Source organism: Novosphingobium sp., from assembly GCF_036733805.1.
GTDB lineage: Bacteria > Pseudomonadota > Alphaproteobacteria > Sphingomonadales > Sphingomonadaceae > Novosphingobium.
Genome location: NZ_DAIMZT010000056.1, coordinates 1 through 21,226 on the forward strand (window position 1 = coordinate 1; position 21,226 = coordinate 21,226).

Annotated in this window: 19 protein-coding genes, 4 tRNA genes and 1 pseudogene; 16 read left to right on the top strand and 8 right to left on the bottom strand. The window is 60.9% G+C overall.

All coding sequences use genetic code 11. The features are described 5' to 3' along the window. From V7D69_RS12435 to V7D69_RS12455, 5 genes and pseudogenes are all read left to right on the top strand, one after another. The coding region (locus V7D69_RS12435; RefSeq protein WP_333605940.1) for a thiolase family protein at positions 1–944 on the top strand (944 nt) is incomplete at its 5' end. Positions 945–949: 5 nt separating this feature from the next. Beyond that, complete coding sequence (locus V7D69_RS12440; RefSeq protein ID WP_324064230.1) at positions 950–1,390, top strand: Zn-ribbon domain-containing OB-fold protein; 441 nt, start codon at positions 950–952, stop codon at positions 1,388–1,390. A 22-nt stretch (positions 1,391–1,412) separates the two neighbouring features. Further along, entirely contained in the window at positions 1,413–2,135 is a 723-nt protein-coding gene (locus V7D69_RS12445) for a dienelactone hydrolase family protein (RefSeq protein WP_324064231.1), read from the top strand. Positions 2,136–2,337: 202 nt separating this feature from the next. Next, entirely contained in the window at positions 2,338–3,102 is a 765-nt protein-coding gene (locus V7D69_RS12450) for an SDR family NAD(P)-dependent oxidoreductase (protein WP_324064232.1), read from the top strand. A 100-nt stretch (positions 3,103–3,202) separates the two neighbouring features. Next, a pseudogene (locus V7D69_RS12455) lies at positions 3,203–3,376 on the top strand (helix-turn-helix domain-containing protein); the annotation flags it as partial. Between the two features lie 679 nt (positions 3,377–4,055). On the opposite strand, the gene V7D69_RS12460 reads toward V7D69_RS12455, so the two are convergent. After that, a complete protein-coding gene (locus V7D69_RS12460) occupies positions 4,056–4,559 on the bottom strand; it encodes a TetR/AcrR family transcriptional regulator (RefSeq protein ID WP_324064233.1) in 504 nt (167 codons plus the stop codon). Positions 4,560–4,670: 111 nt separating this feature from the next. Here V7D69_RS12460 and V7D69_RS12465 point away from each other — a divergent pair, with 111 nt between their 5' ends. The 3 genes from V7D69_RS12465 to V7D69_RS12475 are packed head-to-tail and all read left to right on the top strand — an operon-like array spanning position 4,671 to position 5,990. Continuing rightward, complete coding sequence (locus tag V7D69_RS12465) at positions 4,671–5,441, top strand: SDR family NAD(P)-dependent oxidoreductase (protein ID WP_333605941.1); 771 nt, start codon at positions 4,671–4,673, stop codon at positions 5,439–5,441. A gap of 22 nt (positions 5,442–5,463) precedes the next feature. Next, positions 5,464–5,682, top strand: coding sequence for an NAD(P)-binding protein (locus V7D69_RS12470; protein WP_333605942.1), 219 nt, complete (start codon positions 5,464–5,466; stop codon positions 5,680–5,682). Continuing rightward, positions 5,670–5,990, top strand: coding sequence for a hypothetical protein (locus V7D69_RS12475; protein ID WP_324064236.1), 321 nt, complete (start codon positions 5,670–5,672; stop codon positions 5,988–5,990). The genes V7D69_RS12470 and V7D69_RS12475 overlap by 13 nt, the downstream gene beginning before the upstream one ends. On the opposite strand, the gene V7D69_RS12480 is transcribed toward V7D69_RS12475, so the two are convergent. From V7D69_RS12480 to V7D69_RS12490, 3 genes are all read right to left on the bottom strand, one after another. Further along, on the bottom strand, positions 5,980–6,201 hold the full coding sequence (locus tag V7D69_RS12480; protein WP_324064237.1) for a hypothetical protein: 222 nt from the start codon (positions 6,199–6,201) through the stop codon (positions 5,980–5,982). The two genes, V7D69_RS12475 and V7D69_RS12480, sit on opposite strands and share 11 nt — an antisense overlap. Positions 6,202–6,763: 562 nt before the next feature. Beyond that, a tRNA-Asn gene (locus V7D69_RS12485) sits at positions 6,764–6,838 on the bottom strand. A 119-nt stretch (positions 6,839–6,957) separates the two neighbouring features. Beyond that, positions 6,958–7,740 carry an NAD kinase gene (locus V7D69_RS12490; RefSeq protein ID WP_333605943.1) on the bottom strand — a complete coding sequence of 261 codons (783 nt, stop codon included), beginning with the start codon at positions 7,738–7,740 and terminating at the stop codon, positions 6,958–6,960. Between the two features lie 134 nt (positions 7,741–7,874). Between V7D69_RS12490 and V7D69_RS12495 the strand changes: the two genes are divergently transcribed. Then, positions 7,875–9,158 (top strand): bifunctional diguanylate cyclase/phosphodiesterase, encoded by a 1,284-nt coding sequence (locus V7D69_RS12495; protein ID WP_333605944.1) that lies wholly within the window; start codon positions 7,875–7,877, stop codon positions 9,156–9,158. 16 nt (positions 9,159–9,174) lie between these two features. On the opposite strand, the gene mfd is transcribed toward V7D69_RS12495, so the two are convergent. The 3 genes from mfd to V7D69_RS12510 form a co-directional block, all read right to left on the bottom strand. Continuing rightward, a complete protein-coding gene (gene mfd / locus V7D69_RS12500) occupies positions 9,175–12,663 on the bottom strand; it encodes a transcription-repair coupling factor (RefSeq protein WP_333605945.1) in 3,489 nt (1,162 codons plus the stop codon). Positions 12,664–12,781: 118 nt separating this feature from the next. After that, complete coding sequence (locus V7D69_RS12505) at positions 12,782–13,051, bottom strand: FAD assembly factor SdhE (RefSeq protein ID WP_324064466.1); 270 nt, start codon at positions 13,049–13,051, stop codon at positions 12,782–12,784. Positions 13,052–13,094: 43 nt separating this feature from the next. Then, positions 13,095–13,517, bottom strand: coding sequence for a baeRF12 domain-containing protein (locus tag V7D69_RS12510; RefSeq protein ID WP_324064467.1), 423 nt, complete (start codon positions 13,515–13,517; stop codon positions 13,095–13,097). A gap of 106 nt (positions 13,518–13,623) precedes the next feature. Between V7D69_RS12510 and recG the strand changes: the two genes are divergently transcribed. After that, the gene (gene recG, locus V7D69_RS12515; RefSeq protein ID WP_324064468.1) at positions 13,624–15,681 is read left to right on the top strand and encodes an ATP-dependent DNA helicase RecG; all 2,058 of its coding nucleotides are present in this window, start codon (positions 13,624–13,626) and stop codon (positions 15,679–15,681) included. Positions 15,682–15,735: 54 nt separating this feature from the next. On the opposite strand, the gene V7D69_RS12520 is transcribed toward recG, so the two are convergent. Continuing rightward, a tRNA-Pro gene (locus tag V7D69_RS12520) sits at positions 15,736–15,812 on the bottom strand. A gap of 206 nt (positions 15,813–16,018) precedes the next feature. On the opposite strand from V7D69_RS12520, the gene thyA reads away from it, so the two are divergent. From thyA to V7D69_RS12550, 6 genes are all read left to right on the top strand, one after another. Then, positions 16,019–16,939, top strand: a complete 921-nt coding sequence (gene thyA, locus V7D69_RS12525; protein ID WP_324064469.1) for a thymidylate synthase — start codon at positions 16,019–16,021, stop codon at positions 16,937–16,939. 195 nt (positions 16,940–17,134) lie between these two features. Next, positions 17,135–18,433, top strand: coding sequence for a thiamine pyrophosphate-dependent enzyme (locus V7D69_RS12530; RefSeq protein WP_333605946.1), 1,299 nt, complete (start codon positions 17,135–17,137; stop codon positions 18,431–18,433). A 4-nt stretch (positions 18,434–18,437) separates the two neighbouring features. Then, complete coding sequence (locus V7D69_RS12535) at positions 18,438–19,490, top strand: alpha-ketoacid dehydrogenase subunit beta (RefSeq protein WP_324062081.1); 1,053 nt, start codon at positions 18,438–18,440, stop codon at positions 19,488–19,490. Positions 19,491–19,494: 4 nt separating this feature from the next. Next, entirely contained in the window at positions 19,495–20,832 is a 1,338-nt protein-coding gene (locus tag V7D69_RS12540) for a dihydrolipoamide acetyltransferase family protein (protein ID WP_324062079.1), read from the top strand. Between the two features lie 137 nt (positions 20,833–20,969). Further along, a tRNA-Asp gene (locus tag V7D69_RS12545) sits at positions 20,970–21,046 on the top strand. A 99-nt stretch (positions 21,047–21,145) separates the two neighbouring features. Continuing rightward, positions 21,146–21,222: transfer RNA gene (locus tag V7D69_RS12550), tRNA-Asp, on the top strand. The last annotated feature ends 4 nt before the right edge of the window (positions 21,223–21,226 follow it).

The window sequence follows — 21,226 nt, forward strand, 5'->3', positions numbered from 1 at the left end:
TCTGCCAGACGGTCGATGTCGGCGGGTCTTCGGCCGTCGCGGCGGTCGCTCGCGCCGCTGCCGCGCTGGACGCGGGGCTGTGCAGCACCGTCCTGCTGCTGAACATCGATACCGAATCGTCCGAACAGAATCTGAAGATGCGCTCCTTTCACGGCGAATGGATCCATCCTTACGGGATGATCGGCCCGCCGGCCGATTTCGGTCTGCTCAGCAGCCGCTACGATCATCTGTACGGCCTCGATCTCGAAGCGCTCGGGAAGCTCGCGGTCACGCAACGCAACCATGCGCTGCTCAACGACAATGCCTGCGAAAAGCTGCGCAAGCCAATCACCGTCGAGGATTATCTCAATTCGCGGATGATCGCGAGCCCGGTCCGCCTGCTCGATTGCGTAATGGTATGCGACGGCGGAAACGGCCTGCTCATGACCACGCGCAAGCGGGCGAAGGAAAAGGGGATCGACAGCTTCGTCGTGCCTCTGGGCTATGGGGAGCGGACCAATTATCGGACGGCCGAAAATCTGGCCGAGATCACCGAGAGCGGTCATCATATCGCGGGCCGTAAGGCATTCGCGCAGGCGCAGCTCGCACCGGCTGACATCGGTTCGTACCAGCCCTATGACGATTTCCTGATCGCCGTGATGATCAAGCTGGAAATGATGGGCTTTGCCAAGCCGGGGCAGGGCGGCGCCTTCATCCGGGAACATAGCCTGGGCTTTGATGGGGATCTGCCGATCAATACGGGTGGCGGGCAGATTTCAGCGGGCCAGCCGGGCCTGGCCGGCGGTGGCGTCAACCTGATCGAAGGCGTCCGCCAGTTGATGGGCAAGGGTGGCGCGCGCCAGATCAAAGATCGGCGCCAGACGTTGGTCACGGGCATCGGCGGCATTCCTTATGGCCGTAACTGGACCACCAGCACCGCCCTCATTCTCGGCACGGAAGGATGATAGCGATGAACGAAAATCTTAACAACACGCTGGGCGTTGAGCGTCCCGTTCCCCGCCATTACAGCTTTTCCGAACCCTATTGGCAGGGCACGCGCGAAAAGAAGCTCTTACTGCAATATTGCCGGACAAGCGGGCAGTATCAATTCTATCCCCGGCCAGTCAGCATCTTCACCGGAACCCGTGACCTGGAGTGGCGGGAGGCGTCGGGACGGGGCCAGGTTTTTTCCTGGACCGTGGCCCATATCGCCCGGCCTCCCTTCACGGGTCATACGCCCTATCTGGTCGCGACCGTCACGCTGGACGAGGGTGTGAACGTGATCGCCAATCTGATTAACTGCCCGATGGAGCGGGTTTCCATCGGTCTGCGCGTGCATCCCACCTGGGCGCCATTGCCCGACGGCACCAACCTGCTGCTGTTCGAACCGGATGATATGGCCGCCATCTGAAAGACCGGGAGAAACTAGGATCATGAGAAGCGAGCGGATCGATTATCAAGCCGATGTACCGCTCAGCGGTACGCTCTTTCTGCCGGAAGGCCCCCGTCCGGTTCCAGCCGTGCTCGTTTTTCCCGACATCTTCGGCTATGGGGACCATGTGCTGGAACGGGCCGAACGCGTGGCGGGTCTGGGATATGCGGCCCTCGCCGCCGACTTGCATGGCGAGCGGCAGGCGCTTGCGCCGGAGCCGGCGATGGCGGAGCTTGCACGTTTTTATGCAGAACCCGATCGGCCCTGTGCTCGGGGTGACGCGGCGCTGAAGGCATTGGCCGAACATCCCGCCGTGAAGGGCGATCGCATCGCCGCCATCGGCTTTTGCTACGGCGGGAGGCTGGCGCTCGAAATGGCCCGGCGCGGCGCTCCGCTGGCCGCCGTGGCGGGCTTCCACAGCAGCCTCGTTTCATCCTATCCGCAAGGCGGGGGCTTGATCCGCGGCAAGATTCTCGCCTGCATCGGAAGCGAGGATCCCGGCGTGCCCGCGCACGAGCGGTCCGCGTTCGAAGCCGAAATGCGGGAGGCCGGCGTCGACTGGCAGCTTCATCTTTATGGCGGCGTATACCACACTTTCACCAATTGGCGCGCTGATACTTGGGGCCACCCGGACTTTGCGCGCTATGATGCCGGCGCGGATCGGCGATCCTGGAGGGCGATGAATGCCTTGCTTGCGGATGTGTTAGGCGACGATCATTCCTGAGGCGGTGGGCGAGAAAATCGATGGCGGTCAAGACAGTGATTGGCGAAGGGGAAGTGGAGCGAGCAAGCTGGGCCGACGATCTGGATCGCGTCTATCAGGCATCGCTCGCATAGAAGGATCACGGAAATTGCTGGCGACGTGGAAGTTGTCATGCAGGTTTCGCTGGAATGATCGGCATCAGACGAAGAAATGGAACGGAGCCATGGAGTTGAAAGCGAAGCGGCTGGAAGGTCGTACAGCCATCGTGACGGGGGCGGCCTATGGCATAGGCTATGCAACTGCCGAACGTTTTGTTGCCGAAGGCGCCAATGTCGTCATCGCGGATATCAAAGGACAGGAGGAAGCGGCCGAGCGGCTGCGGCGCCCCAATGTTCTCGCGCTCCAAATCGACGTACGCGATGATGACAGCGTCGCGGCCGGCATCGCGCGCGTGTTGGAGCACTTCGGCTCCATCGATATCCTCGTTAATAACGCCGCCATATCCGCCGAATTGCGCCCGACCCGCTTCGAGGACCAGCTGATCAACGATTGGCGTAGAGTCTATGATGTCAATGTTATTGGTGTCTTCCGTATGTGCCGTGCGGTGTCGCCTCATATGCGCCGCGCGAAATGGGGACGCATCGTCAACCTTGCATCGGGCACTGCCTTCAAAGGTGCGCCGGGCATGCTGCACTATATCGCCAGCAAGGGGGCGATCCTGGCGATGACCCGCTCGCTCGCGACTGAATTTGGTGACGACAATGTGTTGGTGAATTGCGTGTCGCCGGGCCTCACGATGACGGAAAGCGTCGTTGCAGCCGACCATATCATGGAGAATTTTCAGGAGTTCGCCATGTCCAGCCGAGTGCTGAAACGCTCCGCCACGGCCGAAGATGTGGCCAATGCCATCTTTTTCTTCGCAAGTGCGGATTCCGCATTCGTCACGGGCCAGACCGTCACCGCCGACGGAGGGTCGGTGTTCCACTGAGCCGGCCGCTATGAGCAGATCGGATCGGGGATGATCCAATCTGCCACCACGTCATGTTCTCAACCCGGGATCATCGATCCTGTTTCGATATCGGCCTTGGATGACGGCAGTCCGTCGAGCAATACAAGATAGTCAAGAGAGCCTGAGGGCTCTCGCCAGGCGGCATGGGATCAACCCGAAGACGGTTGCGAAGTGGCGGCAGCGCCGAACCCTCGATGACCGCAAGACCGGTCCGAAGGAGCCGCGGTCGACCGTTCTCACGATCGAGGAGGATGATCCTCGGGGGCGAAGCGACGAGGATGGAAATAACTTGGGGGCCGTCGGCCTCTTTTCTCATGGACGTTACGATTATGGTCCCGGTTGCCCGATCAGCGATCTTGGAATCTGCTGATCGCTACCTCAGGTGATGGGATATCCCTGGCCGTTCGCACGGCTAGGGCTTTCGCTTGCACCGGACTTGCAGGCGGCCGACGCGCGACGCGCAGCGTGGGATCAAATGTGGGATCGCGACAGGGAGTGTGCTCTCTATAGCGTTGTTTTAATATAATAATTTCGGAAAATCTGGCTCGCCGGGATCGGCGAAACTGAGAACTATGAATTCGCGATTCCCTACGCCAGAATGCGCCTCCTGTGCCAAAGATGCGTAAACGTGACCGTGACCGCGCAGACGCTCTACACTTTGCTGGTGGGCCAAAGTCAATGCTGAGGGAGCGAGCTGTTGCACTCGCTCGCGAGTGCGGCGAGGTGTGAATGGTGGAACTGACAGCAATCGGCATTCCCCGATGCTGCCTGACCCGGATATGCGACGAAGGCTCGCTCATCAAAGTCGGTTACGGACTTTATTGCGCGCCCGAGCGTAATGCTGCTTGATGCGATCCCGTCGCCGAATAGCTACGCCGGCCGACGGCGAAGCCGGCCTAATAGCTTTGCTCATGTCCGGCAGGCTTTTTCCGTCAGCGGAGCGCTTCAGTCGCGCGCTCGAAAATGGCCGGATCGTCCTGCGCGCTGGCCATGAGGATTGCGCCCTCGAGTGTCGCCAGCACCTGCGTGGCTCGTTGCTCGGTGAGACCACCGGCGATGAGGTTGGCGATGCCCGCCTCGAAGAACCGTCTCACCTCGCTCGCAACGTCCGGTGACAGATCAGGCGCCGTGGCGCCGAGTGAGCCGCAAAGACACATCTTCGCCCCTTCATCCAGCGCGCTTCGGAAGACTGCCTTCCAGGCTTGAACCACATCTTGTCCCGCAGCGACGCCAGCATTGGCCGCCTCGACGACACGCTCGTTGTAACGGCGCGCCACGGCCGCCGCGAGCGCGCTCTTGGTGGGGAAGTGATAGTGGATGCTGGCGCTCTTGACGCCGACGTCTACAGCGATCTCGCGGAAGCTGAAGCCGCTATAGCCCGCTTCTCTGATACGGCGCTCCGTCGCGTCCATGATCTCCTTCACAGTGTCGCTCACAGCCTACTCCCATGCACGCACCGCGTACCTACCTTTTGATAGATAGGGGTTGCGTTTATGTTTGGCAAGCGATAGAGGTCGACTATCTACTGATAGATAGGATAATGGAACATGAACAGATTTGAAGGCAAGATGGTCGCGATTACCGGAGGCGGTTCCGGCATCGGCAAGGAGGCGGCGGCGCGTTTCGTGGCGGAAGGAGCCAACGTTGCTATCAGCGGCCGTGATCTAGCGAAGCTTGAGGCGGCAGCGCGCGAGATCGATCCCAGTGGTCAGAAAGTCGCCGTGTTGGCCGGCGACATTGCCGATCCGGCGACAGGCGCAGCTCTGGTCGACGTCTGCGTCTCCCGGTTCGGGAAGCTCGACATCCTTGTGAACAATGCGGGCGTATTCAACCCCAAGCCGTTCCTCGAACTCAGTGAGGCGGACTACGACTGGTATCTAGACACGATCCTGAAAGGGAAGTTCTTCACTGCGCAGGCTGCGGCCAAGGTGATGAAAGACAGCGGCGGCGCGATCGTCCAGACCGGATCAATGTGGGCGATCCAGGCGATCGGTGCGACGCCGTCGGCCGCCTATTCGGCCGCGAACGCGGGCGTCCACGCGATGGTCCGCAACCTCGCGATCGAGCTGGCGCCGTACAAGATCCGCATCAATGCGGTGGCCCCGGCCGTCGTCGAGACGCCGGTCTACAGCACCTTCCTGTCAGACGATCAGGTGAAAGAGGTGCTTTCGACCTTCGACGCCTTCCATCCGCTTGGCCGCAACGGCCAGCCTCACGACGTCGCCGAAGCGATCCTGTTCCTCGCCTCCGATCAGGCGTCGTGGATCACTGGTGCCGTCCTTCCTGTCGATGGCGGCGTGACCGCCGGTCGTCAGTAAGCGGCCAACCGAGAGCATAATCATGCAAACCAAGGTAGCCATCGTGGGAGGCGGCCTCGCCGGTCTCTATGCCGCACGCCTCCTTAATGCTGTCGGAGTCGATTTCCGCTTGTTGGAGGCGAGGGATCGCTTTGGCGGGCGCGTCCCTCCATTGAAGACACCGGCCAGCTTTCCGATGACGGCTTCGACCTTGGTCCATCCTGGTTCTGGCCCGGCATGCAGCGGGCCATGGCCGCGCTGAGCCGTGAACTCGAACTGGCCGCGTTCCCGCAGCATAGCAAAGGCGATGTTCTGTTCGAGCGCATATCGAAAGAGGCGATCCACCGAGTCCAATCGCTGCGGCAGGAGCCCGAATTTATGCGTTTAGTCGGCGGCACCGGGACGCTGATTAAGGCGCTCGTCGCGGCACTGCCGCGCGAGCGTCTTGATCTCGGATCGGTGGTGACCGATATCACGCTCATGAGCGAAGGGGTGGTGCTCGCGATGCGAGGAGCGGGCGCACCATTTGAACTGCTGACCGCCGATCAGGTGAACTTCGTTAGTGTTTGAAGCCCGCGCGGCTGGATTGAGTGCCGCACGTCGCGGGCAACCTGATCCTCGATATCGCCGAAGCGATATCCTCCACACCTTTGCGCTTCAGGCCCATGATGTAGCGAAGACGGCCGATCACATTGGCTTGGACATCATCCGGGATGCTGCGCTCCCGCAGGTAACGGCCAATTCTATCGGTGACCTCAGCCTTGGCGACGCAATGGATCATGACGATCCTGCCAATCGCGTTGCGGACCTGTGCCTAGGTCATGGCCGCCGCGGTCTTGGCATGGTGGCCGACACGGCCGCTGCATGTCGGCTCCTAACAAGAGCTGCGGTTCGGCACGTCATGTGGGGACAGCAGGTGTGTCCCAGACTCAGTCATAATATGAATGTCTGCTTCCAGGCGCGGTAAGATCGCTGTGGAACGGCTTGGATGGGCGCATTGTTGTCGCGAAGATTAGCCCATACGGGTTCTTTGTTACCGGCGTGTCATCTCTGTCGCTACCGCGATGGTTTGCGAGAGGCGTTTGGGGTGCTGTGTCTGGCGCCTGCAGTTCAACTGCTATCTGGATGAGAACCGCTTGAAGGGAGTGCGTATTCGCATGGGTATTTGCGGACTCTCTGTCTTCGACAGAGGGCCAAACTTAAGCTATCAGAGTGAGGTTGTTTGAGTTTTTTTAGGAAACCAACAATGGCTGGAATTGAGCCGCGAGTTTGGCTCACTTTGGATCGGGGTGAGCCAAACTCTGGCTCTAAATCCTTGAAAAACCCAGATTTTTAGGAGGTAGTGGCTCCCCGAGTAGGATTCGAACCTACGGCCATTCGATTAACAGTCGAATGCTCTACCGCTGAGCTATCGGGGAGCAGCCCTGCAATGTCTCCACCGCAGGGCAGGGGTGCGCCTATAGCAGCGCCGTGGGGATTGGCAACCCCGTGCCCTCGGAAATTTCCATCAAAAATTGCGATTGCGCCAATCTCCTGCTCATACTTGGAATTGCTCCGCGAATATGCGTTCTTCCAATGTATAGCCGGGGTCGAACAAGAGGGTCAGCTCCATTTCTGCGGTCGCGATAATGCGCACCGTGGAGACGTCGCGCACCTCCTTCTGGTCGGCGACCGCGGCGACTGGGCGCTTTTTCGGCTCGCGGACTCGGAACTCGACCTCGGCGCTTTCCGGCAGGATCGCGCCTTTCCAGCGGCGAGGCCGGAACGGGCTCAGGGGCGTCAGCGCGAGCATTCGGCTGCCCAGCGGAAGAATCGGTCCGTTGGCGGAGAGATTGTAAGCCGTGGAACCTACCGGTGTAGCGACGAGGACTCCATCGCCCGCCAATTCCTCCATGCGCATGCGGCCGTTGATGCGTACTTCCAGCTTGGCGGTCTGACGGGTTTCACGCAGCAGCGAGACCTCGTTGATCGCATAATAACTGAATTTGCGGCCGTCTTGCGTGGTGGCCTGCATGCATAAAGGTCGTACCGGTACACGGTGCGCTTCCCTTATTCGCTGCGCGATCGGTACGTGATCGTGCTGGCCATTCATGAGGAAACCCACGGTTCCCAGATTCATGCCATAAACGGGCTTCAGTTCGTCGTTGTCGAGCAATTCATGCAGTATATGAAGGAGAAAGCCATCGCCGCCGAGTACGACCAGTACATCAGCCTCTTCAGGTGGAACCCAGGAGTGCGAATGCCGCAAAGCCGCGGCGCCGGCTTGGGCCTTGGCGCTGTCCGATACGATCAATGCCAGCTTCGGATCGTTCCGCATCATATCCCTCGGCGGTCGAGCTACAGCGGTTGGGCTGTCGAATTTTGAACACTTTGGCAAGAGCTTTAGGTTAAAGGCCGGCCATGGGCGCATCGCAAGAACATATCGAGAGCCAACCCCACCGGCTCCAGGATCGGTTGACAGGTATACCCGGACTGGAGACTGTGCATGATCGCATAGCCGCCTGGCGTACTGAGCCGGCGGCTGCTCCTGGTCATGCTCACGTGCACGCCATGCTGCTCGCGCTGCGTCGCCTGGAAGCGATCAACATCGCTTACGGCCCCGCTGCGGGCGATGGCGCGCTGGAGGAAATGGCCAGCCGCGTCCACCATTTCGCGGCTGAGGAACTCGACGGGCCGTGGCAGCTCGCCAGGGCGGGCGGCGGAACCTTCCTGCTTGTAGCGAACGAAACATGCAGCCGCGAACGCTGGCAGCTCGTTGCCGATCAGCTTGCCGACCTGATAGCGCGTCCCATCGCCCTGCCTTCGGGCGTCTTGCGCCTTTCACCCCGCGTCGCCCTTATCAGGGCACTGACGGAGGAAAGCGTCGAGTCTATGCTGGACCGCCTGAGTCACGCATTGCAGCAAGTGAGCGAGCACCACGGCGCCCGCGTCGCCTGGGCCGACGGCGAGAGCACCCCGCCAGGCCATTCCAGCGCCCAGCTTGAAGCGGACCTTCTCAGCGCCATCGACCGCGACGAGATCGAAGTGCTGTTCCAACCTCAGTTTAGTTTGGCGGACGATCACCTTACCGGGGCCGAGGCATTGGCGCGCTGGAACCACTCGCAACTTGGCCGGATTGGCGCGGGTGCGCTCTTCGCCATTGCTGAGCGCGCAGATCATGTCGGACCGCTTTCGCGCCACATTGCCGCCAAGGCACTCTGGGCTGCGCGTGAATGGCCGGATGAACTGCGCCTGTCGATCAACGTCACCGCGGCGGATCTCGCGTTCGGCAGCTATGTGCGCCAGATGCTTGATCTTGTGCGTGAGAGCGGCTTTGCCCCGCGCCGGCTGACGTTGGAAATCACGGAGCAGGCGCTCATCAGCGACGTCGCATTGGCGGCGCAAATGATGGCCGAACTGGGGGCGCAGGGCATTCGCATCGCACTGGACGATTTCGGGGCCGGCTTTTGTAACTTCCGCTATCTGAAGGTGTTGCCGATCCATTACCTCAAGCTCGATCGTTCGATGATAGAGGGCGTGACCAGCGACAAGCGCGACGTGGCCGTTCTGCGGGCGATCGTCGCGATGGCGAAGGCGCTCGACATTCGCGTCATCGCGGAAGGGGTCGAGAACGAAGGGCAGCGCGTTGTCGTAGCACGCGAGGGATGCGCTTATTATCAGGGCTTCCTGCGTGCCCAGCCCATGCATCGTGAAAAGTTCGCCCGAATGGCGGCGCGGCGATCAGAGGGGCTGGTTTAATTTGCTGCGACCGGCCTCAACCCGCCTTCTTCGCTACCGCGCTTAGGCCCTTGGTAAGCTGAAAAAGGCCATTCAGTCTGCTCTTGGGGTCGTTCCAGGCCCGTGCAAGAACCAGCTTGTTGTCGGGCCGCAGCTTGACAGTGCCTTGCAGCCGCTCAGCATAAGCGATGAGCCCTGCGGGGTTCGGAAAGCTGTCGTTATGAAAGCTGACCAGCGTACCGCGAGGGCCCACATCGATCTTGGCGATATGCGCGTCGATGGCCTGGCGCTTGATCTCAATAAGCTTAGTCAGGTTAGCGGTCGGCTCGGGCAAGGGGCCGAAGCGGTCGATCATCTCCGCGGACAGAGAATCAATCTCCTCTGAAGTCTCGGCGTCGTTAAGGCGGCGATAGAGGGCCATGCGCACCGCCAAGTCGGGGACATAGTCCTCAGGTATCATGATCGGCGCGTCGACGGTAATCTGTGGCGAAAGGCCGGACGTGTCCTTTTCCAGTCCCGCGCCGCCGGCACGCACTGCCATGATCGCGTCTTCAAGCATAGATTGATAAAGTTCGAAGCCGACTTCGCGAATATGACCGGATTGCTCGTCACCCAGGAGGTTGCCCGCGCCGCGGATGTCGAGGTCGTGACTGGCGAGTTGGAACCCGGCACCGAGGCTGTCGAGGTCGCCCAGCACTTTGAGCCGCTTTTCTGCGACTTCGGAAAGCGCGGTATTTGCCGGCGTGGTCAGATAGGCATAGGCGCGCAGCTTCGAACGTCCCACGCGCCCGCGGAGTTGATAAAGCTGAGCAAGCCCGAACCGGTCCGCCCGGTGAATGATGATCGTGTTGGCACGCGGAATATCCAGCCCGCTTTCCACGATCGTGGTGGAAAGCAGCACCTCGTAACGTCCTTCGTAGAAGGCGCTCATGCGATCTTCCACTTCCCCGGCGCCCATCTGGCCATGCGCCGTGATGACCTTCACTTCAGGTACGTGCTTGTGAAGCCAATCCTCGACTTCCGGCATATCGGCGATGCGGGGCACCACGATAAAGCTCTGGCCGCCGCGATGGTGCTCGCGCAGCAAGGCTTCGCGCATTACCATGTCGTCCCATTCCATCACGTACGTGCGCACGGCCAGGCGATCAACGGGCGGGGTCTGGATTGTTGAAAGCTCTCGCAGGCCGCTCATCGCCATCTGTAGCGTGCGGGGGATCGGCGTGGCGGTGAGCGTCAGCACATGCACGTCAGTGCGAAGCTGCTTCAGACGCTCCTTGTGATTGACGCCGAAGCGCTGCTCCTCGTCCACGATGACCAGGCCGAGCCGCTTGAAACTGACGGACTTCGCCAGGATCGCATGCGTTCCGATCACGATATCCATCGTGCCGGCGGCCAATCCCTCGCGCGTCGCTTTGGCTTCCTTCTCGGGCACGAGGCGGGAGAGCCGGCCGATGTTGAGCGGAAAGCCCGCAAAGCGTTGGGCGAAACCAGCGTAGTGTTGGCGTGCCAGCAGAGTGGTGGGTGCGACCACGGCGACTTGCTGCCCGGCCATGGCGGCGACAAATGCAGCACGCAGTGCCACCTCGGTCTTGCCGAAGCCTACGTCGCCGCAAACGAGGCGGTCCATCGGCTTGCCTTCCGAGAGATCGCCCAGCACATCCTCGATCGCGCGGTCCTGGTCTTCCGTCTCCTGCCAGGGGAAGCGATCGATGAACTGGTCGTAAGCGGAACCCTCTGCAATCAGCACGGGAGCCTGCCGTAGAGCGCGGGCTGCCGCAGTCTTCATCAATTCACCGGCGATTTCTTGGATGCGTTCCTTCAGGCGCGCACGGCGTTTCTGCCAAGCTTCGCCGCCCAGCTTGTCCAGCGCGACACCTTCGTTCTCGCTGCCGTAGCGGGAGAGAACGTCGAGGTTCTCGACCGGAATGTAGAGCTTGTCGCCGCCGGCATAAGTCAGCATCACGCAATCGTGGGGGGATCGCCCGACGGGAATCGACTGCAAGCCCTCGTAGCGCCCGATGCCGTGATCCATATGAACGATCAGGTCGCCGGGCGTCAGCGCCGCCAGTTCGGCCAGGAAGGCATCGGCGTCTTTCTTGCGCTTCTTGCGGCGGACCAGACGATCGCCGAGAATGTCCTGCTCGGTAATGACTTCGACGATGTCGTTGGCGAAGCCCGTTTCCAGCGGCAGCATCAGTGCGGCGGCGCGGCCTTGCACGGCCAGGCCCAGCGCATCCTGCCACGTATCGGCCAGGCGCGGCTCCGGTCCCCACTTGTTGGTCTGACTTGCTTCGCCGAGGATGGAGACCAGGCGCGCGCGGCTGCCGGTGGAATAAGCCGCGAGAATCGGCTTGCGGCCTGACTTGCCGATAGCGTGAAGATGTCTGGCCGCGGCTTCGTATGCATTGTCGCCGCGTGCTCGTTCCGGCGCAAAATCTCGTGCGTTGGCAAAACCCAGATCGATGACGGTTGCGCTTTCCGGCTGAGCGAAAGGATCGGCGCGATGGACGGGAAAATTCGTCAGGGTTTGCTGCAATTCCTCGTTGCTTAAATAGAGCGCGTGCCGATCGAGTGGCCGATAACTGCCCGCCTTCTGACCCGAAGTGTCAAGACGTGCCTTGTGATAATCCGCGATGTCACCCAGCCGTTCCTCGGCGGCCGCGAGCGCGGCGGTGTCAGCTACGATCAGATCGTCTTTCGACAGATGATCGAACAGGGTGACCAGCCGCTCTTCGAACAGCGGTAGCCAATGCTCCATGCCGGCAAGACGGCGCCCGTCGCTTACCGCTTGGTACAGCGGATCCGCGGTGGCGTTGGCGCCAAACAATTCTCTGTAGCGGGTGCGGAAGCGCTTGATCGTATCATCATCAAGCAGGGCCTCCCCGGCAGGCAGCAGCAGAAATTCCTCGATCGTCCCGGTCGAGCGCTGAGAATTGGTATCGAACAGTCGCAGTGTTTCCAGCTCGTCTCCGAAGAAGTCGAGTCTCAGGCCGGCCTCCGGGCCAGAAGGCACGATATCGAAGATCGACCCGCGCACCGCGAACTCACCCGCGTCTATCGCCGTATCGGTACGCTGATAGCCTTGGCGACGCAGCATTGCGATCAGGCTCTCATGGCCGATCTCCATGCCGGGCTTGATGAGCCGTACGGATTCACGGATGCGGAAGGGCGTCAATACACGCTGTAGCGCCGCGTTCGCAGTCGAGATCAGCAGTTGGGGGCCCGAACGCTTCGCCTGCAGGCGATGCAGAGCGGCCAGTCTGCGTGCGCTGACAGACAGGGCAGGGCTGGCGCGATCGTACGGCAGGCAGTCCCATGCGGGAAACTCGATTACGTCCAGTTCGGGTGCGAAAAACCGCGCCGCCTCTGCAGCCGCGCTCATGGCCGCTTCGCTATCGGCGATAAAGACCGCACGCCCTTTCGCGGCGCGGGCCAGATCGGCCATGACCAGCGGTTGAGCCCCACGTGTCACTGAAGCGAGCGTCAGTGGTGTCCGGGCCGAAAGGATGCGTTGTATGTCAGGCATGGGAGAGCGAGCCCCTAGCGGCAAAAACGCCGAGTGCAAAAACCTTCTTCCCTGATCGGGGCTTCATCGCCCGGCCCTCACCTGGCGAGGGCACCGGAGCGCGCGTCTTTTCTTGCTTTCAGCGTGGAATTTCGACGTAATCGAGCAGCTTCATCCGCTCCATCAGCGGGCCCCGGAAGCGTTCCGGCACAATCTGCGTGCCCAACGCCCAGGCCATCACGTCAACATCATCTTCCTCAAGCAGATCCTCGAACCATTGCACGTCCCCGTCCGACCATTCCGGATAGAAGCGGTCGAAGAAGCAGCCGATCATGTAATCGGCCTCGCGGGTGCCGCGATGCCAGGCGCGGAATTTAAGACGGGCGAGGCGGGGCGAGAGTTCGGTCATGACCGCGCCGTTACGCCATGGCGTAACGGCGGGCAAGTTCCCGTCAGCCGTGCAGCACGCGCACGATTTCGGTGGTCCGGCCGCCGGTCAGCGTCTTGGGGACTTCGGCCAGCAGCACACCTTGCACTTCCTTGTGATAATGGCGACGCAGTTCGCCCAAGGTGCGTGGGTCGGCGATGACCACGAGTTTGTCGATCCGCCGCATGAGCACCTGCCGGTTCAGCCACTGTGCGACAGCCGCGGCATGACCGGCCTCGTCCAGTCGCGCGACGCGGTTCTTGGGGACTTCTGTTGGGAACCGTGATATCCGGTCATGATCGTAAACGCCGGCGCTGTAATTGGTGGCTTCCAAATCCGGTACGGGCATCGCTTCCAGGCATGGTGCGGCTTCGATGCCTGTATTGCGATAGAGCTCGAATTTTCCTCCGTCCACGATCGCGAACATGGTTCCGCGCGGCAAGAGCATAAAGTTCTCCCAGCTTTTTCGTGAGATGCCTTTCGCCAACGAAGTCGGACGAAACTTGGTTCCGATACTCTGGCGAAATGGTGTGAACTCGCGCTAAGACCCGCGCATGCGGCCGGACGCCCTCAATTCGCTGTTTGTGGAGATCGAAGCCCTGGAAGGCGTCGGGCCCAAGTTACGTCGGCCTTTGGAAAAACTGGGCCTCGCGCGGATCAAGGACCTGGCCTATCATCTGCCTGACCGTTTCGTCGAACGACGGGCGATAGCCAATCTCGACGAAGCGAGTGCGGGCGAAAATATTATCGTGGAACTCACAGTGCGCGAACACCGTGCATCGTCGGGAAGGGCGCCGTTCCGCGTGCTCGCGGACGATGCGATCGGCAATTGTTGCGCGCTCACTTATTTCGGTCGCGCCTCCTATACCGCAAAGAAACAGCTTCCCCTGGGCGAACGCCGCTGGGTCGCGGGGAGGCTCGATCAATATGGGCAGATGCTGCAGATCGTGCACCCTGAACATATTTCGGAAAATGCTTCCGCACCGCTCGGCCAGTTACGCGAGGCCGTGTACCCTTTGTCGGAGGGGTTGACGCAAGGGCGCATTGCGGCGCTTGTTCAGCAGGCGCTCAAGACCTTGCCCGAACTTCACGAATGGATTGAACCCGGCCTGCTCGCGCGGATGAAGTGGCCGGCCTGGCGCGATGCCCTGCGAGAAGCGCACAAGGGCAGTTATAGCGCGGCGCGGGACAGGCTTGCTTATGACGAACTGCTGGCCAACGCGCTGGCGTTGATGCTGGTTCGTGCCAGCAACCGGTCTCAGCGCGGGACGCCGCTTGCCGGTGACGGGAGGCTTCGCACGAAGCTGCGCCTGCCTTTTGCGTTAACCGGCGCGCAAAAACGTTCGATCGCTGAAATCGAAGGCGATCTCGCGCAGGCTGCGCCGATGTTGCGATTGCTGCAGGGCGATGTCGGGTCCGGCAAGACGGTGGTTGCGCTTTCGGCGATGATGATCGCCGTTGAAAGCGGCGCACAGGCCGCCATGCTTGCCCCCACCGAGATACTCGCCCGCCAGCACTTCGAGACATTGATGCGTTTGGCGCAGGGCTCCGGCGTGGAAATCGCCCTGCTGACCGGTCGCGACAAAGGTCGCGCTCGCGAGGCGATCCTGATGGGCCTCGTTGATGGGTCGATCGACATCGTTGTAGGTACGCATGCGATCTTCCAGGAGGCGGTCGAATATAAGAACCTCGCGCTGGTGGTGATCGACGAACAGCACAGGTTCGGTGTGGGCCAGCGCTTGATGTTGGCCCGAAAGGGGCGCCGTGTACCTCATACTCTCGCGATGACCGCGACGCCAATCCCGCGCACGCTGACGCTGGCGCAGTACGGCGAGATGGACGTCTCGAAGCTCGACGAACTACCGCCCGGCCGTCAGGCCATTGATACGCGCGTGGTCTCGGTTGATCGGATAGCCGATGTGGTGGGGGCGCTGGCTCGACACTTCGAATCGGGACAGCAGGCTTATTGGGTCTGCCCTATGGTACGGGAAAGCGAGAGCGACGACCTCGCCGCTGCCGAGGCCCGCTATGCGACGTTGAAGGAGCGGTTTGGCGACGGCGTTATGCTGGTCCATGGGCAATTGCGGCCAGAGGTCAAGGACGCCGCCATGGAGCGGTTCTCGACCGGAGAGGCGAAGCTGCTCGTGGCCACCACCGTGATTGAGGTCGGTGTGGACGTTCCGAACGCCACTTTGATGGTGATTGAGCAGGCCGAACGCTTCGGTCTGGCTCAACTCCACCAGTTGCGCGGACGGGTTGGACGGGGAAGTGAGAAATCCACCTGCCTTCTGCTGCGTGGGCAGTCGTTATCCGAAACCGCGCGACAACGCTTGGCGCTAATGCGCGAAACTCAGGATGGCTTCAGGCTTGCCGAAGAGGACTTGCAATTGCGCGGCGGCGGTGAATTGCTCGGCACGCGGCAATCCGGTGACACGCCATTTCGTGTCGCCAGCCTGGAGCAGATACAGAACCTTCTCCCTCTTGCGCACGACGATGCCAGGCTGTTGATCGAGCGGGATGGCGGCCTTTCCGGCCCACGCGGCGAAGCGGCGCGGCTGCTGCTCTATCTGTTCGAACGGGACTGGGGCGTGCAACTGCTGCGCGGTGGGTGAACATTGGACAACGTTGACCGATTGCCCATTGTTGCCGATTGCTGCGGTGAGAATTGGTCGGGGAGAGAGGATTCGAACCTCCGGCCCCTGCCTCCCGAAGACAGTGCTCTACCAGGCTGAGCTACTCCCCGACCGATCGCGCCGCGCGGAGGCGGCCCGAGGCAGGAGCGGGCCTATAGAGGGCGATTCAGAACGTGGCAAGGGCCCAATATGCAATTCCCGGAAAGATGGGGGAGTGATGCGCGCCCGTCCTTCCCCGTTTGGTTTGTCCGCGCTAGGTCAGGTATCAGGTGCCGGTCGTTGCCGGGGCAGCTCATGGCGATAGAGAGAGGCACGAATGCCGCATTTCGAATACCAATACCTCGACTTGTTGCGCCAGGTTTGGGAGCACGGTGACGAAAGGCACGATCGTACCGGAGTGGGAACCCGTTCGCTGTTCGGGCCGAACATGCGCTTCGATCTAGCGGACGATGCGGTGCCATTGCTCACGACCAAGCGCATTGCCTGGAAGACAGCGGCTCGCGAGATGCTGTGGTTCCTGACGGGCGATACGAATATCCGCGAACTGGTCAGGCAGAAGGTGCATATTTGGACCGATTGGCCGCTTGATCGATACAGGAGGGAAACGGGTGAGGACCTCGATCGCGACACGTTCGAAGCCCGCATTCTCGAGGATGAAGGCTTTGCCGCGCGCTGGGGTGATCTTGGCCCCGTCTACGGCAAGCAGTGGGTGCGTTGGGATACTTATGAGGCGGCGGGAGAGGGCCTGTTCCGGCGTGGAGAACCAATCAACCAAATCGCCAGTTTGGTGGACGACATCCGCCGCAATCCCACGTCCCGAAGGTTGCTGTTTACTGGTTGGAATGTTGCCGAACTAGGGGGCATGGCGCTTCCTCCGTGCCATATGACATATCAGTATCATGTGGCCGGAGGTCGGTTGTCGGGTATGCTGTGGCAAAGGTCATGCGACCTCGGGCTCGGCTTTGCGTTCAATGCGTTTTCGGCGGCGCTGCTTCTGCGCATGCTGGCTCAGCAGTGCGACCTTGAGGCCGGCGAACTGATCTGGAGCGCCGGTGACGCGCACGTCTATCTTAATCATGAGCATCTTGTCTGCGAGCAGCTGTCGCGCAGCCCGCGAGGGCAGCCGCGTTTGAAGATCGTCCGCAGGCCCGCTTCGATTTTCGATTACAACATGGAAGACTTCCAAGTGGTCGACTACGATCCTCACCCGCACATCGCGGCTCCGGTGGCGGTGTGAGAAATTTGATCGGCTCGTTGAAGACCAGGAGGGCAGATTCAGCGCTATTCCGTGAAGGTGAGCTTGTCGGGGCCCCTTTTTTGGAACGTTATGCTGCGTTGGTTGACATTGCTTAATATTGAAATAATATGATGTGACCGTAGAATTTTGATGCGCAAGGTTCTCGCGGTCGATGATGACGGGAGAGCACGGGAAATGGCCGAACACGGCATCCGATTGGACCGGCGGCGAGGCAATCTGCCGGCGCTTGAGTTTTATGTCCCGGAGCCACGTTACAGGCCGGGCGATGCGGTGGATTATTCCCATCTCCAGATACCGAAAGCGGGTGTAGCGTCTCGACCTGACGAAACGTGCGAAGCATGCGAGACTTGGCCTCTCACAACCGATATGGTCCGCGTGCTGAGTGAGGATGACCGGGCGGTTGGCCCCTGGAATCCCAAGCTTGATCCCGAGACCATGCGCCGCCTTCTTCGCATCATGGCGTTGACCCGTGCTTTCGACGATCGGATGTATCGCGGCCAGCGGCAGGGTAAGACTAGCTTTTACATGAAGTCGACCGGCGAAGAAGCCATCTCCGTCGCTTGCGCTTTTGCACTTGCCGACGATGATATGGTGTTTCCCAGTTATCGCCAGCAGGGCATCCTGATTTCTCGCGGTTATCCGCTCGTAGAGATGATTAACCAGATTTTTTCGAACCGGGCGGACCGGCTCAAGGGGCGCCAGTTGCCGGTGATGTATTCGGCGCGGGATTATGGGTTTTTCACCATTTCCGGCAACCTCGCCACACAGTTCCCTCAGGCGGTAGGCTGGTCCATGGCCAGCGCGATCAAGGGCGATACCCGCATCGCCACCGCATTTATAGGAGAAGGTTCCAGCGCTGAAGGCGATTTTCACGCGGCCATCACTTTCGCCGCAGTCTACAACGCGCCTGTGGTTCTGAATATCGTCAACAACCAGTGGGCCATTTCCAGCTTTTCGGGTTTTGCCGGTGCCGAACGCACCACTTTTGCCGCCCGCGCCGCTGGATACGGGATTGCGGGGTTGCGAGTGGATGGCAACGATGCACTGGCGGTTTACGCGGCGATGGATTGGGCGGCCAATCGTGCGCGGGCGAACAAGGGCCCTACGCTGATCGAGCACTTTACCTATCGCGCAGAAGGACATTCCACCTCTGACGATCCCAACGCATACCGTTCCGCGCAGGAACGGGAGGAATGGCCGTTGGGCGATCCGGTCATGCGCCTCAAGCGCCATCTCATTGCGGTGGGCGAGTGGTCGGAGGAGCGGCAGGAGGCGATGGACCGTGAGGTCGCCGAGGAAGTCAAGGCGGCAACCAAGGAAGCGGAAAAGAACGGCGTGCTTGGCCACGGGTTGCATCATCCATTCCACACCATGTTCGAGGACGTTTTTGAGGATTTGCCTTGGCACCTCCAGGAGCAGGCCGAGCAGGCAATCCGCGAACGACAGATCAAATGGCCGGAGTGGAAGGAATAGGGCGATGATCGAGGAAGAACCCGTCAGCCTGCACGAGACCCCGACCAGGTCGCTCAATATGATCGAGGCGATCAACGAAGCGCTGGATATCATGATGGCGCATGATCCGGATGTCGTCATCATGGGTGAGGATGTCGGCTATTTTGGAGGTGTTTTCAGGGCCACGGCCGGTTTGCAGAAGAAGTACGGCAAGAACCGTGTTTTCGATTCGCCCATCAATGAATGCGGCATCGTGGGGGCCGCCGTCGGCATGGCCGCCTATGGCCTGCGGCCCGTGCCGGAAATCCAGTTTGCGGATTACATTTATCCCGGTCTCGACCAGCTAGTTTCGGAGGCCGCGCGCATGCGGTATCGCTCCGCAGGCCAGTTCATTGCGCCCATTACTATTCGCTCTCCGTTCGGCGGAGGTATTTTCGGAGGGCAGACGCACAGCCAGAGTCCTGAAGCATTGTTCACGCATGTCGCCGGTCTGAAGACGGTGATTCCCTCTACGCCGCACGACGCGAAAGGGCTGTTGATCGCCGCCATCGAAGATAATGATCCCGTCATCTTCTTCGAGCCCAAGCGCATCTACAACGGTCCGTTCGACGGGTACTATGACAAGCCTTCCAAAACGTGGAAGGGGCATCCCGGCGGGGAAGTGCCGGAAGGTTATTATTCGATCCCGCTCGGGAAGGCCCGGATAGTGCGGGAAGGGGCGGCGCTGACCGTGCTGGCCTACGGCACCATGATACATGTGGCCGAAGCCGTTCTGGCAGAGAAGGGCGTCGATGCCGAAATCATTGATCTGCGGACGCTCGTGCCTCTAGACATCGAGGCTGTGGAAAAGTCTGTGAAGAAGACTGGGAAATGCCTGGTGATACATGAAGCGACGCGCACCTCAGGGTTCGGCGCCGAGCTGGTCAGCCTGGTGCAGGAGCGCTGTTTTTACCAATTAGAAGCCCCGATAGAGCGTGTCACCGGGTTCGACACACCATACCCTCATAGCCTTGAGTGGGCCTATTTCCCCGGTCCCGTCCGCATCGGCGAGGCGGTAGACCGATTGATGAAGGAATAATTCGATGGGGCGTTACACGTTTCGCCTTCCCGACATCGGGGAAGGTATAGCCGAAGCCGAGATCGTCGCCTGGCATGTGAAGGTTGGCGACATGGTCGAGGAAGACGGTCGCCTTGCCGATATGATGACGGACAAGGCGACGGTCGAAATGGAAAGCCCAGTCGCGGGCAGGGTGATAGAGGTTGCAGGTGAGGCCGGCGATGTCATCGCGATAGGTTCGCCGCTTGTGGTGATCGAGGTGGAAGGGCTAGGGAACGAGGCGGAAGGCGCTTCCGGCCCCAGGGCCGACGTGGTCATCGAGCAGATCGAGGTGGAGACACCTGATGCCGGCGATGTGGACCGTGCTGCTGCAGTGGCAGCCAACGTAGAGGCAACGAGCCTTCGGCCCGAGCCTGTCGACCTCGCGCAGCCGGCGGCGTCACCGGCGGTTGATGCTGATGTCGTGTCGCATGATCCTGTCGCCGCTCGCGCCAAAGTCACGGCCAGTCCGGCGGTGCGCAAGCGCGCTGCCGATCTCGGCATAGACTTGTCGGATGTCCGGTCCGCCGAGGATGGCCGTATACGCCACTCCGATCTCGATGCTTTCATCGCTTACGGGGCCAGCGGCGGTTTTCAGCCGGCTGCACGCAGAGGCAAGGACGAACAGGTTCGCGTGATCGGCCTTCGCCGCCGCATCGCAGAAAACATGGCGGCGTCGAAACGACATATTCCGCACTTCGCCTATGTCGAGGAATACGACGTGACCGCGTTGGAGGAGACGCGCGCGCAATTGAACGAAGGGCGGGGGGACCGGCCCAAGCTGACCATGCTGCCGTTCCTGATTGCCGCGATCTGCAAGCTGATCCCCAAATACCCCATGCTCAATGCTCATTACGACGATGAAGCGGGTGTGGTGACGCGTTGCGGTTCGGTTCACCTCGGTGTGGCGACACAGACTCCGGCTGGGCTCATGGTTCCGGTCATCCGCGATGCACAGGACCGGAATTTGTGGCAATTGGCGGCCGAGATATCGCGGCTCGCCGGCGTTGCACGTGATGGAACGGCGAAATCTGTCGAGCTGTCCGGTTCGACCATCACCGTCACCTCGTTGGGTCCGATGGGAGGGGTGGCGACAACCCCCGTCATCAACCGGCCCGAAGTCGCGATCATCGGGCCCAACCGCATTGTTGAGCGGCCCATGTTCGCGCGCGATAACAGCGGAGTGGAGCGCGTGGAGAGACGCAAGTTGATGAATATCTCGATGAGCTGCGACCACCGCGTGGTGGACGGATGGGACGCGGCAAGTTTCGCGCAGGACCTCAAGAAACTGATAGAAGCGCCGGCGCTGATCCTCGCGGGGTGAAGAGGGAGATCATCCCGTTTCAGACCTGATGGGAAAGGGCTTTTGCAAAAATTCCGTCGCGTCATGGCAAGGCGGTTGACAGGCCCGGTGGGCTGTCTTAGTGGCGCGGCTCCCAAGCGGACGCACCGCATTAGAACGCGGGTGTAGCTCAGTTGGTTAGAGTGCCGGCCTGTCACGCCGGAGGTCGCGGGTTCGAGCCCCGTCACTCGCGCCACTTGGGATGTCTCCGTTCTTGCTCAAGGCAAGATGGGGATTTTTCCGGGAAACCGGTATATCGGAAGAGGTCGGGCTTCCCGGCCTTTTTCGTTGCTGTGCGGGTGTAGCTCAGTTGGTTAGAGTGCCGGCCTGTCACGCCGGAGGTCGCGGGTTCGAGCCCCGTCACTCGCGCCACTTC

Coding starts and splice junctions, on each gene's coding strand:
- V7D69_RS12445 (WP_324064231.1), top strand. CDS start 1,413: ATGAGAAGCGAGCGGATCGATTATCAAGCCGATGTACCGCTCAGCGGT.
- V7D69_RS12490 (WP_333605943.1), bottom strand. CDS start 7,740: ATGATGCGGAACGATCCGAAGCTGGCATTGATCGTATCGGACAGCGCC.
- recG (WP_324064468.1), top strand. CDS start 13,624: ATGCGGCCGGACGCCCTCAATTCGCTGTTTGTGGAGATCGAAGCCCTG.
- V7D69_RS12470 (WP_333605942.1), top strand. CDS start 5,464: ATGCAAACCAAGGTAGCCATCGTGGGAGGCGGCCTCGCCGGTCTCTAT.
- V7D69_RS12505 (WP_324064466.1), bottom strand. CDS start 13,051: ATGACCGAACTCTCGCCCCGCCTCGCCCGTCTTAAATTCCGCGCCTGG.
- V7D69_RS12475 (WP_324064236.1), top strand. CDS start 5,670: ATGGCCGCGCTGAGCCGTGAACTCGAACTGGCCGCGTTCCCGCAGCAT.
- V7D69_RS12465 (WP_333605941.1), top strand. CDS start 4,671: ATGAACAGATTTGAAGGCAAGATGGTCGCGATTACCGGAGGCGGTTCC.
- mfd (WP_333605945.1), bottom strand. CDS start 12,663: ATGCCTGACATACAACGCATCCTTTCGGCCCGGACACCACTGACGCTC.
- V7D69_RS12440 (WP_324064230.1), top strand. CDS start 950: ATGAACGAAAATCTTAACAACACGCTGGGCGTTGAGCGTCCCGTTCCC.
- V7D69_RS12540 (WP_324062079.1), top strand. CDS start 19,495: ATGGGGCGTTACACGTTTCGCCTTCCCGACATCGGGGAAGGTATAGCC.
- V7D69_RS12510 (WP_324064467.1), bottom strand. CDS start 13,517: ATGCTCTTGCCGCGCGGAACCATGTTCGCGATCGTGGACGGAGGAAAA.
- thyA (WP_324064469.1), top strand. CDS start 16,019: ATGCCGCATTTCGAATACCAATACCTCGACTTGTTGCGCCAGGTTTGG.
- V7D69_RS12450 (WP_324064232.1), top strand. CDS start 2,338: ATGGAGTTGAAAGCGAAGCGGCTGGAAGGTCGTACAGCCATCGTGACG.
- V7D69_RS12535 (WP_324062081.1), top strand. CDS start 18,438: ATGATCGAGGAAGAACCCGTCAGCCTGCACGAGACCCCGACCAGGTCG.
- V7D69_RS12530 (WP_333605946.1), top strand. CDS start 17,135: ATGGCCGAACACGGCATCCGATTGGACCGGCGGCGAGGCAATCTGCCG.
- V7D69_RS12480 (WP_324064237.1), bottom strand. CDS start 6,201: ATGATCCATTGCGTCGCCAAGGCTGAGGTCACCGATAGAATTGGCCGT.